Source organism: Streptomyces sp. NPDC045967 (genome assembly GCF_056430495.1).
In genome coordinates this window covers 315,231-330,691 of sequence record NZ_JBWKLE010000005.1, presented here as the reverse complement: position 1 = coordinate 330,691, position 15,461 = coordinate 315,231, and the positions used below count along the sequence as shown (strand labels likewise).

Annotated in this window: 16 protein-coding genes and 1 tRNA gene; 10 read left to right on the top strand and 7 right to left on the bottom strand. The window is 71.9% G+C overall.

Annotated features, from left to right (window positions below; genetic code table 11):
- Positions 1 to 12: 12 nt before the first annotated feature.
- Together AC07FY_RS14380 and phoU are read right to left on the bottom strand one after the other, a co-directional pair.
- Complete coding sequence (locus tag AC07FY_RS14380; protein WP_479005283.1) at positions 13 to 162, bottom strand: hypothetical protein; 150 nt, start codon at positions 160 to 162, stop codon at positions 13 to 15.
- Positions 163 to 274: 112 nt separating this feature from the next.
- Positions 275 to 952: a phosphate signaling complex protein PhoU gene (gene phoU, locus AC07FY_RS14375; RefSeq protein WP_267754036.1), complete on the bottom strand. Its 678-nt coding sequence runs from the start codon at positions 950 to 952 to the stop codon at positions 275 to 277.
- Positions 953 to 1,164: 212 nt separating this feature from the next.
- Between phoU and phoR the strand changes: the two genes are divergently transcribed.
- Positions 1,165 to 2,403, top strand: a complete 1,239-nt coding sequence (phoR, locus tag AC07FY_RS14370) for a two-component system sensor histidine kinase PhoR (protein ID WP_479005280.1) — start codon at positions 1,165 to 1,167, stop codon at positions 2,401 to 2,403.
- A gap of 5 nt (positions 2,404 to 2,408) precedes the next feature.
- Positions 2,409 to 3,080 carry a two-component system response regulator PhoP gene (gene phoP / locus AC07FY_RS14365; protein WP_466728736.1) on the top strand — a complete coding sequence of 224 codons (672 nt, stop codon included), beginning with the start codon at positions 2,409 to 2,411 and terminating at the stop codon, positions 3,078 to 3,080.
- 114 nt (positions 3,081 to 3,194) lie between these two features.
- Here phoP and AC07FY_RS14360 read toward each other — a convergent pair whose 3' ends face one another.
- Positions 3,195 to 3,860: a DUF461 domain-containing protein gene (locus tag AC07FY_RS14360; protein ID WP_479005278.1), complete on the bottom strand. Its 666-nt coding sequence runs from the start codon at positions 3,858 to 3,860 to the stop codon at positions 3,195 to 3,197.
- Between the two features lie 624 nt (positions 3,861 to 4,484).
- On the opposite strand from AC07FY_RS14360, the gene AC07FY_RS14355 reads away from it, so the two are divergent.
- From AC07FY_RS14355 to AC07FY_RS14330, 6 genes are all read left to right on the top strand, one after another.
- Positions 4,485 to 4,967, top strand: a complete 483-nt coding sequence (locus tag AC07FY_RS14355; RefSeq protein ID WP_003953493.1) for a CarD family transcriptional regulator — start codon at positions 4,485 to 4,487, stop codon at positions 4,965 to 4,967.
- A gap of 276 nt (positions 4,968 to 5,243) precedes the next feature.
- On the top strand, positions 5,244 to 5,990 hold the full coding sequence (gene ispD / locus AC07FY_RS14350; protein WP_479005275.1) for a 2-C-methyl-D-erythritol 4-phosphate cytidylyltransferase: 747 nt from the start codon (positions 5,244 to 5,246) through the stop codon (positions 5,988 to 5,990).
- Complete coding sequence (gene ispF / locus AC07FY_RS14345) at positions 5,980 to 6,498, top strand: 2-C-methyl-D-erythritol 2,4-cyclodiphosphate synthase (protein WP_479005272.1); 519 nt, start codon at positions 5,980 to 5,982, stop codon at positions 6,496 to 6,498. The genes ispD and ispF overlap by 11 nt, the downstream gene beginning before the upstream one ends.
- A 92-nt stretch (positions 6,499 to 6,590) precedes the next feature.
- Entirely contained in the window at positions 6,591 to 7,991 is a 1,401-nt protein-coding gene (gene cysS, locus AC07FY_RS14340) for a cysteine--tRNA ligase (RefSeq protein ID WP_479005269.1), read from the top strand.
- A 95-nt stretch (positions 7,992 to 8,086) separates the two neighbouring features.
- The gene (gene rlmB / locus AC07FY_RS14335) at positions 8,087 to 9,058 is read left to right on the top strand and encodes a 23S rRNA (guanosine(2251)-2'-O)-methyltransferase RlmB (RefSeq protein WP_479005266.1); all 972 of its coding nucleotides are present in this window, start codon (positions 8,087 to 8,089) and stop codon (positions 9,056 to 9,058) included.
- A gap of 142 nt (positions 9,059 to 9,200) precedes the next feature.
- Positions 9,201 to 10,730 (top strand): DoxX family protein, encoded by a 1,530-nt coding sequence (locus AC07FY_RS14330; RefSeq protein ID WP_479005264.1) that lies wholly within the window; start codon positions 9,201 to 9,203, stop codon positions 10,728 to 10,730.
- 183 nt (positions 10,731 to 10,913) lie between these two features.
- Here the strand turns inward: AC07FY_RS14330 and AC07FY_RS14325 are convergent, their stop codons facing one another.
- The 3 genes from AC07FY_RS14325 to AC07FY_RS14315 all read right to left on the bottom strand — a co-directional run bounded on the left by AC07FY_RS14325 (position 10,914) and on the right by AC07FY_RS14315 (position 13,490).
- The gene (locus tag AC07FY_RS14325; RefSeq protein WP_479005261.1) at positions 10,914 to 11,678 is read right to left on the bottom strand and encodes a nucleotidyltransferase family protein; all 765 of its coding nucleotides are present in this window, start codon (positions 11,676 to 11,678) and stop codon (positions 10,914 to 10,916) included.
- A 28-nt stretch (positions 11,679 to 11,706) separates the two neighbouring features.
- On the bottom strand, positions 11,707 to 12,123 hold the full coding sequence (locus AC07FY_RS14320; protein ID WP_069921294.1) for a hypothetical protein: 417 nt from the start codon (positions 12,121 to 12,123) through the stop codon (positions 11,707 to 11,709).
- 278 nt (positions 12,124 to 12,401) lie between these two features.
- Positions 12,402 to 13,490, bottom strand: a complete 1,089-nt coding sequence (locus tag AC07FY_RS14315; protein ID WP_479005258.1) for an ABC transporter ATP-binding protein — start codon at positions 13,488 to 13,490, stop codon at positions 12,402 to 12,404.
- Positions 13,491 to 13,699: 209 nt separating this feature from the next.
- On the opposite strand from AC07FY_RS14315, the gene AC07FY_RS14310 reads away from it, so the two are divergent.
- A tRNA-Thr gene (locus AC07FY_RS14310) sits at positions 13,700 to 13,774 on the top strand.
- A 104-nt stretch (positions 13,775 to 13,878) separates the two neighbouring features.
- Complete coding sequence (locus AC07FY_RS14305; protein WP_479005255.1) at positions 13,879 to 14,040, top strand: hypothetical protein; 162 nt, start codon at positions 13,879 to 13,881, stop codon at positions 14,038 to 14,040.
- A gap of 12 nt (positions 14,041 to 14,052) precedes the next feature.
- Here AC07FY_RS14305 and AC07FY_RS14300 read toward each other — a convergent pair whose 3' ends face one another.
- Positions 14,053 to 15,435 carry an NAD(P)/FAD-dependent oxidoreductase gene (locus AC07FY_RS14300; RefSeq protein WP_479005253.1) on the bottom strand — a complete coding sequence of 461 codons (1,383 nt, stop codon included), beginning with the start codon at positions 15,433 to 15,435 and terminating at the stop codon, positions 14,053 to 14,055.
- Positions 15,436 to 15,461 lie beyond the last annotated feature (26 nt).

Sequence of the window (15,461 nt, the reverse complement as noted above, 5' to 3'; positions counted from 1 at the left end):
GGGCGGGCGCGGTCAGCCGCCGCACTGGCACGGCGCGCCGGACTGGCATCCGCAGCCGCAGCCCGAGCCGCAGCCGCACGCTGCCAGCAGCGGGAGGCGCAGCGGCTCCGGGCGGGGCGGCTGCTCCTGTTCCGGTGTGATGGGGACGGGGGAATCGGCCATGGTTCCTCCTCGCGCAGGCGGCGTACGGGCGCCGTACGACGGACCGCCTCCGCCTCATTCATGCCCAGCCGCCCGGGCGCGTCAACGGCGCACGGGGGCTCGCGCCCTCGAATCAGATGCCCTCGACCTGGGTCGGCGGCTGGAGCTCGTCCGCGTGCTCGCCCGTCACCAGGTACACCACGCGCTTGGCCACCGACACCGCGTGGTCCGCGAAGCGCTCGTAGTAGCGGCCGAGCAGCGTCACGTCCACCGCCGTCTCGATGCCGTGCTTCCAGCGGTCGTCCATCAGGTGCTGGAAGAGCGTGCGGTGCAGCTGGTCCATCTCGTCGTCGTCCTGCTCCAGCTGGAGCGCCAGGTCGACGTCCTTGGTGATGATGACCTCGGCGGCCTTCGCCATCAGGCGCTGCGCCAGCTGCCCCATCTCCAGGATCGTGGCGTGCAGGTCGCGCGGGACGGCGGTGTCCGGGAAGCGCAGTCGCGCGAGCTTGGCCACGTGCTGCGCCAGGTCGCCGCTGCGCTCCAGGTCGGCGCTCATCCGCAGCGAGGTCACGACGATGCGCAGATCGGTGGCGACCGGCTGCTGCCGGGCCAGCAGGGCGATCGCGCGCGCCTCCAGGTCGTGCTGGAGGTCGTCGACCTTCTGGTCCGCGGCGATGACGCTCTCGGCGAGCTTCAGATCGGCGTCGAGCATGGACGTCGTGGCCCGCCCGATCGCGGAACCGACCAGCCGGGCCATCTCGACCAGGCCCTCGCCGATCGAGTCCAGTTCCTCGTGGTACGCGTCACGCATGTCTGGTGTCCCTCTCTTGACCTACAGCACACTGCCGGGGGCCGGCCGGGGCGGCCGCTGGCCCCACGGTGCCACGGTGACCCGCAAACACGTCCGACTCCGGCACCGCAAATGAATCAACCCCGTCCCCGGGGTGAACTCTGGGCGACGAGTGTTCGAGCAGGCGCCCGAACGGCTGGGGAAGTGTCGTCGTGCCTGCTTAACCTGGATGCATGGACGTGAACGCGGCGGTCGCCGCAGCTGCAGCGATCGCCGGGCTGTGCACCGGTGTGATCGCGATGCTGGCGTTCCGCTGGAGCGAGCGCGACCACGCCCGCCCCACCCGGAGCTCCATGCGCCCCGACATCAACGCGGTGCTCCCGCCCGGCGTGGACACCGTCCTGTCGGTGCTCCGCTCCTCCGCCGTCGTCCTGGACGAGGGCGACGCGGTGGTCAAGGCCAGCTCGGCGGCGTACGCCCTCGGGCTGGTCCGCGGCGGGAAGCTGGCCGTGGAGCCCATGCTCCACATGGCCCGCGACACCCGCCGCGACGGCGAGATACGCCAGGTTGAGCTGGACCTGCCCCGGCGCGGCACCGGTCGCGGCGAGGCCCTCGCCGTCTCCGCGCGCGTCGCGCCGCTCGGCTCCCGGCTGGTGCTCCTGCTGGTCGAGGACCTCACCGAGGCCCGCCGCATCGAGGCCGTCCGCCGCGACTTCGTCGCCAACGTCTCCCACGAGCTGAAGACCCCGGTCGGAGCGATCTCCCTGCTCTCCGAGGCCGTCATGGACGCCGCAGACGACCCCGAGGCGGTCAGCCGCTTCGCCGGCCGCATGCAGATCGAGGCCACCCGCCTGATCAACCTCGTCCAGGAGCTCATCGACCTCTCCCGGGTGCAGAACGACGACCCGCTCGAGGACGCCGAGCCCGTCCGCGTGGACACGCTGGTCGCGGAGGCCATCGACCGCTGCCGCCACACGGCCTCCTCCAAGCAGATCACGATGGCCCCGGCCGGCACCGCCGACCTGCGCGTCTGGGGCAACCGCGGACAGCTCGCGGCGGCCCTGGGAAACCTGGTCGAGAACGCCGTCAACTACAGTCCGGCCCGCACCCGCGTCGGCATAGCCGGGCGCAGGGTCGCGGCGCCCGGAGGGGACGTGATCGAGATCGCCGTGACCGACCAGGGCATCGGCATCCCGGAGAAGGACCGCGAGCGCATCTTCGAGCGCTTCTACCGCGTGGACCCGGCCCGCTCCCGCGCCACGGGGGGCACCGGCCTCGGCCTCGCCATCGTGAAGCACGTGGCCGCCTCGCACGGCGGGGACGTGTCGGTGTGGAGCTCGGAGGGCCAGGGGTCCACGTTCACCCTGCGCCTGCCCGAAGCGGCCCCGCCGGCCCCGGCGACGGCCCCCGCGCCCGCCCCACCCCTGACTCAACCCGCAACAGCCATCCCTGCCCCGGAGGTCCTTCCGTGACCCGAGTGCTCGTCGTCGAGGATGAGGAATCCTTCAGCGACGCCCTGTCCTACATGCTCCGCAAGGAGGGCTTCGAGGTCGCGGTCGCCGCGACCGGGCCCGACGGGCTGGACGAGTTCGAGCGCAACGGCGCCGACCTCGTCCTCCTCGACCTCATGCTCCCGGGGCTGCCCGGAACCGAGGTCTGCCGGCAGCTGCGGGGCCGCTCCAACGTTCCCGTGATCATGGTGACGGCCAAGGACAGCGAGATCGACAAGGTCGTCGGGCTGGAGATAGGAGCGGACGACTACGTCACGAAGCCCTTCTCCTCGCGGGAGCTGGTCGCCCGGATCCGCGCGGTCCTGCGCCGCCGCGGCGAGCCGGAGGAGGTCACCCCGGCGGCCCTGGAGGCGGGCCCCGTACGGATGGACGTCGACCGCCACGTGGTCACCGTCGCCGGCGGGAAGGTGGACCTCCCGCTGAAGGAGTTCGACCTGCTGGAGATGCTGCTGCGCAACGCGGGCCGCGTACTGACCCGCATGCAGCTCATCGACCGGGTCTGGGGGGCGGACTACGTCGGCGACACCAAGACCCTGGACGTCCACGTCAAGCGGCTGCGCGCCAAGATCGAACCCGATCCGGGAGCGCCGCGCTACCTGGTGACGGTGCGCGGGCTGGGCTACAAGTTCGAGCCGTAGACCGTAGACCGCAGGTCGCAGACGTGGGCGGCCTGCCGACGCCGATGCGGAAGGGCCCCGGTCGCGATGGCGACCGGGGCCCTTCCCGTGCGTGCCTTGCGGCGCGCTCCGTGCTCAGTGGCCCGCGCTGTGCGAGGCCGAACCCGACGGGGTGCCCGCGGCGGAGCCGGACGGCGCGCCCGCGGGGGAGCCGGAGGGGCTGCCGGACGGGGAGCCGGACGGGGTGCCGGAGGGGCTGCCCGACGGGGTGGCGCTCGCGCCCGGGGCCGCGGTCGGCCCGTAGCCCGCGTACATGCCGGTGGCCGGGACCACGAACGCCTGCAGCTCGACGTCGCCCGTGCTGCTCAGCTGGAAGACGACCTCCTGGACGTCGCCGTCCTTGGCGGCCTCGGCGCCGTTCTCGATCGTGGCGGAGGGGTTGCCCTTGCCGCCCAGCACCACGGAGCCGCCGGCCGGCACGACGATCTTGCCGGTGCCGGTGGCCGCCTTCAGTACGACCTTGGCCTTGCCACCCGGGAGGGTGATGCCGTCAAGCGTCTGCTCCTTGGTGCCCGCGTTGAAGACCGTCGCGGAGACGGCGGCCGGGCCCTTCTTGTCCTGGACGCCCTGGCTGATCACCAGTGCGTTCTGGATCTTGATGTCGCCCTTGGTGACGGCGGCGTTGTCCGGCTTGACCTGGAGGGTCTCCGCGTGGTTGCCCGCACCGCAGGCGGCCAGCGAGACGATCGAGAACACGACGGCGGTGGCGGCGAGGGCGCCGCGTCGAAGGCTGCGGCTCACGGCGGCGGCAACTCCTAGGACGTTCGGAACGGAAGGGTGGGCTCCCTTGGGGCGGCCGAGGTGAAGCCGCTCTCAGGGGGTGTCAGCGGGCCTTAGGTTACCGAGCCGTCGCCCCGCCCCCGCACCCGACCCTCCGCACTGCGGCGGCCACCCTGCCGGGGTCCGCGCCATTCCCGCGCTCCCGTATTGCGCCGTGCCGATCACCGCCGGGATCTCCCTGCCGTCCGCGAGGCGATCATGCGGCGCCCGCGGATCGCGTGTCCGGCGTCCGGTGATCAATTGCGGATTCCGCCGGACCCGGACGGATGATCAATTCGGATGGGGCCGAAACCCCTCCGGTCGCGGTGCCCGCCAGTCGAACGGAGTAGTTCGGTTTGGCGACTCGTAGACCGGCAAAACGGGATCTAGCTCACACTGACGGGGGTGTCGGGCAGGTGTAGCGTGACCCCTTTGCCCGGTCCGTACAGCGCCCCCGACCTGCGAATACCCTCTTCCGGAAGCCCTCCGCAGCACGTTCGTGTCGCTGTTGTCAAGCCCTGAGATGTGCTCTGACCTGCGAAAACGCCATTCATAACAGTCAGTTCTCGTGTTACCCTGGATAGCCACGGAAGGGGTACCTGTCACATGACGTTCAAGGTTGGCGACACCGTGGTCTATCCCCATCACGGGGCCGCGCTGATCGAGGCCATTGAGACTCGTCAGATCAAAGGCGTGGACAAGACCTACTTGGTGCTCAAGGTCGCCCAGGGCGACCTGACGGTTCGTGTGCCTGCGGACAATGCGGAGTTCGTCGGTGTTCGCGACGTAGTCGGCCAGGACGGGCTGGACCGGGTCTTCGAGGTGCTTCGCGCACCGTACGCAGAAGAGCCGACGAACTGGTCCCGGCGCTACAAGGCAAATCTGGAGAAGCTCGCTTCTGGCGATGTCATCAAGGTCGCCGAAGTGGTGCGTGACCTGTGGCGTCGTGAGCGTGAGCGCGGGCTTTCAGCGGGTGAGAAGCGCATGCTCGCGAAGGCGCGCCAGATTCTCGTGAGCGAACTCGCGCTCGCCGAGAACACGAACGAGGACAAGGCCGAGGCCCTCCTCGACGAGGTCCTCGCGTCCTGACGCGAGAACCCGTACATCAAACAGTGTTCATCAGAACAGTGTGTACACAGTTGTGCCGCGGTGCCCGCTGACAAGGCCTCTCCTTCGCGAGGGGCCTGTTGCCGGGCGCTGCGGCATGTCTGTACCCATACCCTTTTGATCACTTCACTGGCGTGCCAGGTCCGGGCAGCCTGCTCGACCGGTCGTCACGGAAGGGGCGAGGGCGTCGCACCCGGCACCCTCCAGGCCATACCCATGTCGGCCGAAGTCACAAACCTGGCTCGGAGCTAGCTACTGATGTCTGACCCAACGCGCCCCCACCGCACCGCCGCGGTGATCCCGGCCGCCGGCCGCGGGCTACGCCTCGGCCCCGGTGCCCCCAAGGCCCTGCGGGCCCTCGGCGGGATCCCGATGCTCGTCCACGCCGTGCGCGCCATGGCCCGCTCCCGGGCGGTCTCCCTCGTCGTCGTCGTCGCTCCGCCGGACGGCGCCGACGGCGTGCGCCACCTGCTGGACGAACACGCCCTGCCCGACCGCACCGAGATCGTGGTCGTGCCCGGCGGCGAGACCCGCCAGGAGTCCGTACGCGCCGGCCTCGACGCCCTGCCGCAGGACGTCACCGCCGTCCTCATCCACGACGCGGCCCGCCCGCTGGTGCCCGTCGACACCGTGGACTCCGTCGTCGAGGCCGTCCGCGACGGCGCCCCGGCGGTGGTGCCCGCCCTGCCGCTGGCCGACACCGTCAAGGAGGTCGAGCCGGGCGCACCGGGCGAGCCCGAGCCCGTCGTCGCCACCCCGGAGCGGGCCCGGCTGCGCGCCGTGCAGACCCCCCAGGGCTTCGACCTCGCCACCCTGGTGCGCGCGCACCAGGAGATCGCCGTGTCCGGCGAGGGAGCCACCGACGACGCGGGGATGGTCGAGCGCCTCGGCGTCACCGTCGTCGTCGTCCCCGGCCACGAAGAGGCCTTCAAGGTCACCCGCCCGCTCGACCTGGTCCTCGCCGAGGCCGTACTCGCCCGCAGGAGGGCCACCGATGCCTACTGACCCCGCGCCGGCCCGGCCCGCCGCCCCCCTCATGCCGCTCGTCGGCATCGGCACCGACGTGCACGCCTTCGAGGCCGGCCGCGAGTTGTGGTGCGCCGGACTGCTGTGGGAGGGGGAGGACGGCCTCGCCGGGCATTCCGACGGCGACGTCGCCGCGCACGCCGCCTGCGACGCCCTGTTCTCCGCCGCGGGCATCGGCGACCTCGGCGCGCACTTCGGCACCTCCCGCCCCGAGTGGTCCGGAGCCGCCGGCGTCACCCTCCTGGCGGAGGCCGCGCGCATCGTCCGCGCCGAGGGCTTCGAGATCGGCAACATCGCCATCCAGGTGATCGGTGTGCGCCCGAAGATCGGCAAGCGGCGCGAAGAGGCGCAGAAGGCGCTCGCCGCCGCCGCGGGCGCCCCCGTCTCCGTCTCCGGGACCACCACCGACGGACTGGGCCTCACCGGCCGCGCCGAAGGGCTCGCGGCCATCGCGACCGCCCTCGTCCACCGGGCGGGAACCGCGTAGAGCGACGTACGAAGGCACTTCTTCCGCAACAAAGAGGCCCCGCGTCCCCAAAGGGCGCGGGGCACTGCTACGGGCGCACTACCCTGGATGCCGTGACTATTCGCCTGTACGACACCAGCGCCCGGCAGATCCGTGACTTCTCCCCGCTCAGCGCGGGCTGCGTCTCGATCTACCTCTGCGGCGCCACGGTGCAGGCGGCCCCGCACATCGGGCACATCCGGTCGGGCCTCAACTTCGACATGATGCGCCGCTGGTTCGAGTACCGGGGCTACGAGGTCACCTTCGTCCGCAACGTCACCGACATCGACGACAAGATCATCGCGAAGTCGGCCGAGCAGCGCCGCCCCTGGTGGTCCATCGGCTACGAGAACGAGCGGGCCTTCAACGACGGCTACCGCGCCCTCGGATGCCTCCCGCCCACCTACGAGCCCCGCGCCACCGGCCACGTCACCGAGATGGTCGAGATGATGCGCGGCCTCATCGAGCGCGGCCACGCCTACGAGTCCGAGGGCAACGTCTACTTCGACGTGAAGTCCTTCCCCGGCTACCTCTTGCTGTCCCGCCAGGAGCTCGACAACATCCGCCAGCCGGAGTCCACCGGCGAGACCGGCAAGCGCGACCCCCGCGACTTCGCCATGTGGAAGTCCGTCAAGCCCGGCGAGCCGTCCTGGGAGACCCCGTGGGGCCGCGGCCGCCCCGGCTGGCACCTGGAGTGCTCCGCCATGGCGCACAAGTACCTCGGCGAGGCCTTCGACATCCACGGCGGCGGCCTGGACCTGATCTTCCCGCACCACGAGAACGAGATCGCCCAGGCCAAGGCCTTCGGTGACGCGTTCGCGAACTACTGGGTCCACAACGCCTGGGTCACCATGTCCGGCGAGAAGATGTCCAAGTCCCTCGGGAACTCGGTCCTCGTCTCCGAGATGGTCAAGCAGTGGCGCCCGATCGTCCTGCGCTACTACCTCGGCACCCCGCACTACCGGTCGATGATCGAGTACAGCGAGGAGGCGCTGCGCGAGGCCGAGTCCGCGTTCGCGCGGATCGAGGGCTTCTACCAGCGCGTGCTCGAGAAGGCCGGCAAGCCCGTCGAGCCCGCCCCGGAGGTGCCGCCCGCCTTCGCCGAGGCCATGGACGACGACCTCGGGGTCCCGCAGGCGCTCGCCATCGTCCACACCACCGTCCGCCAGGGCAACAGCGCACTGGCCGCCGACGACAAGGACGCGGCCATCGCGCGCCTGTCGGAGGTCCGCGCCATGCTGGGCGTCCTCGGCCTGGACCCGCTCGACCCGCACTGGGCGGGCGAGAGCGACCGCGGCGAGGACCTGCACGGCGCCGTCGACACCCTCGTACGCCTCGTCCTGGAGCAGCGCGAGTCCGCCCGGGCCCGCAAGGACTGGGCGACCGCCGACGCCATCCGCGACCAGCTCCAGCAGTCCGGACTGGTGATCGAGGACAGTCCGGCGGGTCCGCGCTGGACGCTCGGCCCCCGCTGAGCCCGGGCAGTCGAGCCTGGTGTGCCACCCGGCGTTCCGGGCGGCACACTCTTCATACGTACATACCGCAGCATCAACGAAAACAGGTAGAAGTCATGGCCGGGAACAGCCAGCGCAGGAACCGCCGCACGTCCAACAAGAAGGGTGCGACGGTCGGCAGCGGTGGCCAGCGGCGCAGGGGCCTGGAAGGCAAGGGCCCCACGCCCAAGGCCGAGGACCGCAAGGGCCACAAGGCGCACCGCGTCTCCAACGCCATGACCCGGCAGGCGGCCAAGCGCCGTCCCGCCCCGCGCCGCGGCGGCCCCAAGGGCACCAGCGAGATGGTCGTCGGCCGCAACCCGGTCTTCGAGGCGCTGCGGGACGGCGTGCCCGCCACCACCCTGTACGTCCAGCAGTTCATCGACAACGACGAGCGCGTCCGCGAGGCCCTCCAGCTCGCCGGCGAGCGCGGCAACATCAACCTGATGGAAGCCCCGCGCCCGGAGCTCGACCGCATGACGAACGGGCTCAACCACCAGGGCCTGGTCCTGCAGGTCCCGCCGTACGAGTACGCGCACCCCGAGGACCTCACCGCAGCCGCGTACGACAACGGCGACGACCCGCTGATCGTCGCCCTCGACGGGGTCACCGACCCGCGCAACCTCGGCGCGATCGTCCGCTCCGTCTCCGCCTTCGGCGGCCACGGCGTGGTCATCCCCGAGCGCCGCGCCGCCGGCATGACCGCCGGCGCCTGGAAGACCTCCGCCGGCACCGCCGCCCGCACCCCGGTCTCCCGCGTCACCAACCTGACCCGCGCCCTGCAGGACTTCAAGAAGGCCGGCATCGCGATCGTCGGCCTCGCCGCCGAGGGCGAGCACACCGTCAGCGACCTGGACGCCCTCGGCGGCCCCGTCGTCATCGTCGTCGGCTCCGAGGGCAAGGGTCTGGGCCGTCTCGTGGGCGAGAACTGCGACTACCTCGTCCGCATCCCGATGCCGGGCGGCGCCGAGTCCCTCAACGCCGGTGTGGCGGCCGGTGTGGTGCTCTACGAGGCCGCCCGCCGCCGCGCGGACCGCGGCCGCGTCTGAGCCGCTTGATCCACTTGGCCCACGCCCGGTGACCCGTGAGGCTGTCACCCCGCCCGTTTCGGGCGGGGTGGCTTGATCTTGACGGGTCTCGGACAGATCCCTGCTGTCAAGGCAGTGTCCTAAACAGTGGTCACTCGGTTAGATGAGTGTGGACACCAGAACGTCAGGGTTCGACGACCAGCCCGCGCTGAGCATGGTCAAGGTGCCGTGCGACCCCGCACAGGTCATCGTCAACCACGCCAGCTTCCGCGTGCGGCTCGCACCGAGCCCGAGCGCGCGTTCCAAGCCCGCGAACGCCCCCGGCCGCGCCCCCGTCCTCGGCGGCGCCGCGGTCGCAGCGGCCGGGGTCACCCGCCGCAGAGCCCCCGTCGTCTGGAGCGGCAAGGCCGCCCCCGGCGACGGGGCCGCGATGGGCGGACTCCTCCAGGCCGTCCGCGAGGCCGGCCGCGGCGGCGACGGGTACGACGGCGGCGCCACCCAGGTCATCCCGCGCATCGACCTGGCCCAGGACCTCGCCGCGGACCCTCTCACCACCCCCACCGTCATCGGGCAGCGCACCTACGGCGATCCCGACGAGACCCGCCCGCTCGCGGCCGTACGGGACCTGTCACACGCCCCCGCCCCCGCCCACGGCGGCGGAGCCGGAGCACCCGACACCGAGACCCGGCGCCAACCCCCCGCCGACACCCGCGCCCAGGCCTCCTACTACCCCGGCCGCCGCATGAACCTCGGCGTCGTCCTGCTCCCGCTGCGCGTCTTCCTCGGCTTCATCTCCATCTACGCCGGCATGGGCAAGCTGTGCGACCCCGTCTACTTCGACGGCGGCGAGCGCGGCTCCATGGTCACCTGGCTGCGCACCCTGCACCCGTGGGCCCTGGCCGAACCACTGCGCGACTTCGCCCTCGCCCACCCCGTCGGCGCGGGCCTGAGCGTGGCCTTCCTCCAGGTCATCGTCGGCGTCCTGACCGTCTTCGGGCTCTGGCAGCGGTTCGCCGCCTGCTTCGGGGCGCTGCTCTCCGCCGCCCTGCTGATGACGGTCAGCTGGAAGACCGTCCCCGCCTACGACGCACCCGACATCATCTACCTCGCCGCGTGGAGCCCGCTGATCATCGCCGGCGCCCCCGTCTACTCCCTCGACGGACGCCTCGCCGGCGAGGCGTGGCGCACCCTCGGACCGCGCTCCGAGGTCTGGCAGCTGCGCCGGCGGGTCCTGCGCCGCGGAGCCCTCATGGCGAGCGTCATCTGCGGGCTCACCCTGCTCATCGGCTCCCTCCTCGGCGGGGCCGTCCGCTCCACCACCGTCGTCACCGTCCCCGGGCCCGGCCAGCCCCCGAGCAACTACCTGCCCGGCCGCCCCCTCCCGCAGGAGCCCGCGCGCCAGCAGCAGACACAGGCCCCGCAGCAGCCGGCCAGGACCGCGCAGCCCTCGCCCAGTGCCTCCGAACCGGCCACGAAGCCCAGCAGGGGAGCGACCGGCGCGCCCGCCCGCGAGACCGCCGGCACCGGCTCCCAGTCGCCCAGCGCCACCAAGGGCGCCACCGGGCGGCAGACCCCCCGCAGCACCCCGCGCCAGTCCGCGTCGCAGAAGCCCCCGGCCACCTCGGGGACCACCGGCGGCGGCAGCACCACCCCGACCCGGCAGCCCGGTCTGGTCGGGGGCCTCCTCGGCTGAGATCCGGCCGGACGCGACCGTCCGGCACCGGCGGAACACAGGGGCCCGGCACACACGGTGTGCCGGGCCCCTCCGCGCGTCCCGAGCGCGCGAAGCATCGTAGGAAACCGCAGGAAAGGGGGAACGCGGGCGGGCCGAAGGGCTCGTGGGCGGGCCGAAGGGTTCACGGGCGGGCCGAAGGGCTCAGGAGGGCCTCTGCGCCGCCAACTCCCGTGCCGCCTCGGTCAGGTCCTTCGCCGTGTCGATCGCCCGCCAGTAGGCCCCCTGCGGCAGCGGGAAGCCCGCCAGCCGCCGCTCCCGGGCCAGCCGCGGGAAGGTGGTGCGCTCGTGGTCGCCCAAGTCGGGCAGCAGAGCCGCGAATTCGGGTCCGAAGACGTACACGCCCGCATTGACCGGATACGGCGACGGGGGAGCCTCGACGAAGTCCAGCACCTGCCCGAGCCCGTTCGTCTCCACCACCCCCCAGGGGATGCGCGGGCGGGCCAGCGCCAGCGTCGCCACCGCGCCCCGCTCCGCGTGGAAGGCGGCCATCTCCCGCAGCGAGAAGCGCGTCCAGATGTCACCGTTCGTCGCGTACCAGGCCCGGTCGGGGTGCGGCAGGTGGCGTGCCGCGTACTTCAGGCCCCCGCCCCGCCCCAGCGGTTCCTCCTCCACCACCGTCGTCACCCGCAGTGGCAACCGCGCGTGCTCCAACCACTCCTGGAGCACGTCCGCGAGGTGCCCGCACGAGACCACGGCGTCCGTCACCCCCTCCGCCGCCAGCCACGCCAGCTGGTGCCCGATGATCGGCACCCCGGTGCCCGGGATCTCCACCATCGGCTTGGGGCGGTCGTCCGTGTACGGACGCAGCCGCGAGCCCTGGCCGCCCGCCAGGACGACGGCCTGGGCGGGGGCGGCGGGGAACGCGGCTGCGGGAGGGTGCGGGTCGGATCGGGGGGTGTCGGTCATGCGGGCCAGACTAGGGACGCGGCGCGCCTCAGCCCATGGAGGCGACGCCGGAGGCGTAGGAGGTGTCGCACACCGGGCGGGCGAAGGACTGCGCCTTCGTCGGGCCGTAGGCGTCGACGGCGGCCCGGCCCAGCGCGCGCGCGATGCCCACGCAGTGCGCCGCCAGCGAAGGCCGCTTGTCCACCTCCTGCTGGAGGTGCGTCAGGACGTCACCCGGCTCCTTGCCCTGCTGGATCTCGCCGACGAGCGTGTCGCGCAGGACCTCGTGCGGCGCGGGGCGCGGCTTGGCGGGGACGGAGACGTCCTCGGCGGAGGCGGTCAGGATCTGGGACGAAGAGGTGTCCGCCCAGGGGACCATGGTGACCGCGAGGGTCCCGGACAGGACCAGGACGACGGGCAGGACCAGGGCGAGGGAACGGCCGATACGGCGGGCAGTGTGGGTCACGAGGGCGAGAGTAGCGCTCGGTGAAGATTTGGCGACATTTAGTCACCCTGTCGGGGGATGGTTCGACGTGGTTTTTCGAATACGGGGTTGACGGTCGGGGCTGAATGGACCGGTCTGACGGGGTTCCTGCGCGGTGCCGCGGTCTTGCGTGCGGGGAGCGGCGGGCACGGGAAAGGGGCGCCCCCGCGGGGACGCCCCTCCAACACCCTGCCGCGACCGGTCAGTCGGATCGGTCGGATCAGACGGATCGGTCAGATCGGTCAGATCGGTCGGTCGGATCAGCCGGAGAGCCGCGCGCCGGTGGACGTCGAGAACACGTGGATCTCGTCGGCCCGGGGCACGACGTGCAGGCTGGAGCCCTTCTCGGGCACCTGGCGGCCGTTGACGCGGACCACGAGGTCCTGCGCGCCGGCGGCCTTGTCGGTGGAACCGTAGACGTAGCCGTCGGCGCCGAGTTCCTCGACCACGTTCACGGTGATCGTCAGGCCGCCGGTGTCACCGACGTCGAAGTGCTCGGGGCGCACGCCCACCGTGACGGTGCGGTCGCCCGCGTCGGCCGCGGCCGCCAGCGCCTCGCGCGACACCGGCACGACGCTGTCGCCGAACTTCACGCCGCCGTCGGTGATCGGGACCTCGACCAGGTTCATCGCCGGGGAGCCGATGAAGCCCGCGACGAAGAGGTTCGCCGGGCGGTCGTACATGTTGCGCGGGGTGTCGACCTGCTGCAGCAGCCCGTCCTTCAGCACGGCCACGCGGTCACCCATGGTCATGGCCTCGACCTGGTCGTGGGTGACGTAGACGGTGGTGATGCCGAGGTCGCGCTGGAGCGCGGCGATCTGCGTACGGGTGGAGACGCGCAGCTTGGCGTCGAGGTTCGACAGCGGCTCGTCCATGAGGAACACCTGCGGCTTGCGCACGATGGCCCGGCCCATGGCGACGCGCTGGCGCTGGCCGCCGGAGAGCGCCTTCGGCTTGCGGTCGAGGTACTGGGTCAGGTCCAGCATCTTCGCCGCGTCCTCCACCTTCCGGCGGATGGTGGCCTTGTCCTCACCGGCGATCTTGAGCGCGAAGCCCATGTTGTCGGCGACGGACATGTGCGGGTAGAGCGCGTAGTTCTGGAACACCATCGCGATGTCCCGGTCCTTGGGCGGCAGGTGCGTGACGTCGCGGTCACCGATGCGGATGGCGCCGCCGTTGACGTCCTCCAGGCCGGCGAGCATGCGCAGCGAGGTGGACTTGCCGCAGCCGGAGGGCCCGACGAGGACGAGGAACTCGCCGTCCTCGATCTCCAGCTCCAGCTGGTCGACGGCGGGCTTGTCGCCGCCGGGGTACAGACGGGTCGCCTTGTCGAAAGTGACAGAAGCCATGGGTGGTGAATCCCTTCTACCGGCAGGAACGTGCCGGACGATCCGAGTGGAAGGTCTAGTCCAGTGCCCTGGACTCCGCTCGACGCTACCCGGCCGCCCGCTTCCTGTCAGCACCCGCGGGGCATCGATTCGCAACGTGATGGCTTCGGTATTCGCCCGCTGTGTAGAGTGAAGCCGCTCCGTGCCACCCGTTCCGGCACGCGGCGCGCGCCTCCTTAGCTCAGTCCGGCCAGAGCAACGCACTTGTAATGCGTAGGTCGTCGGTTCGAATCCGACAGGGGGCCCAGCGGAAAGCCCAGCTCGGGTGATGCCCGAGCTGGGCTTTCGTGTTTCACCGGATGGTGCGGCGGCGTCGGGCGCCGTCGTCACAGCCGCTAAAATCCGCGGCATGGGGGAGTTCGCGAGCAGGGGCCGCACGGTGCTGTGCAAGTGGTGCAACCGGCAGATCCCGCAGACACGGCGCTGGTTTCCGCGGCAGTACTGCAACCGCCGGCACAAGTGGAAGCACCGGATCACCGAAACCTTCGGCAGCATCCTCGACAGCGCCTAGCCGGGGGTGGGGTCAGTGGCGGCCCGAGATGCGGTTCGCCAGGCGGGCCAGGGGGGTTGTCGTCGCGGTGTGGGTGGCCGTCTCCTGGCGGTCCGCCCGGCGGTAGGCGGCGTAGAGGGCCTGGACGCCCAGCCAGCGGAAGGGTTCCGGCTCCCAGCGGCGTACGCGGTGGTCGACCCAGGGCAGCGCGGTCAGCTCCGTCGTGTCGCCGAGGACCAGGTCGCGCAGGGTGCGCCCGGCGAGGTTGGAGGTGGCGACGCCCGAGCCGACGTAGCCGCCCGCCCAGCCGAGGCCGGTGGCGGCGTCCAGGGTGACCGTGGCGCACCAGTCGCGCGGTACGCCGAGCACGCCTGACCAGGCGTGGGTGATCTCCGTACCGGTCAGGGCGGGGAAGAAGGAGAAGAGCAGGTCGCGCAGGGAGTCGACGGTGGCCGGCTGCGTGCGGCCGTCGTGGTCCGTGCGGGAGCCGAAGCGGTACGGGACCCCGCGGCCGCCGATCGCGATGCGGCCGTCGGCGGTGCGCTGGGCGTACATGTAGGCGTGGGCCATGTCGCCCAGGAGCGTCGCGTCCGACCAGCCGAGCCGCTCCCAGGTCGACTCCGGGATCGGGGCCGTCACGATCATCGAGGAGTTCATCGGGAGCCAGGCGCGCTTGTGCCCCTTCAGGGCGGCGGTGAAGCCCTCGGTGCAGCGCAGGACGTACGGAGCGCGGACGGTGCCGTACGGGGTGACGGCCTTGCGCGGGGCGATCTCGGTGACGGGGGTGGACTCGTGGATGACGACGCCGAGGCGTTCGCAGGCCGCGGCCAGGCCCCGGGCGAGCTTGAGGGGGTGGATGCGGGCGCCGTGCGGGCTCCAGCTGGAGCCGACGGCGTCGGCGATGTCGACCCGGGCGCGGGTGGCGGTGGCGTCGTGGAGCTCGCGGTCGGTCTCGCCGAAGGCGAGTTCGGTGGCGTGGAACGCCTTCAGCCGGGTGAGCTGGGCGGGGGTGCGGGCGACTTCGAGTACGCCGCCGCGGTGGATGTCGGCGTCGATGCCCTCCTTGGCCGCCACGTCGACGACCTCGGTGACCGTGGCGTTCATGGCCTGTTGGAGGCGCTGGGCGGCCTGGTGGCCGTGGAGGGTCGCGTAGCGGTCGCGGCCGGCGATGCCGTTGTAGAGCCAGCCGCCGTTGCGGCCGGAGGCCCCGTAGCCGCAGAACTTCTGCTCCAGGACGGTGACGCGCAGGTCGGGGGCGGCGGTCTTGAGGTAGTAGGCGGTCCACAGGCCGGTGTAGCCGCCGCCCACGATGACGACGTCGGCCGTGGCGTCGGCGGTGAGGGGGGCGCGCGGTGGGGCGGTGGAGGCGGTGCGGTCGGTCGCGTACCAGAAGGAGATGCCGCCGTTGATCGTCATGGGGAGTTGGTACACCCCGTCCGGTC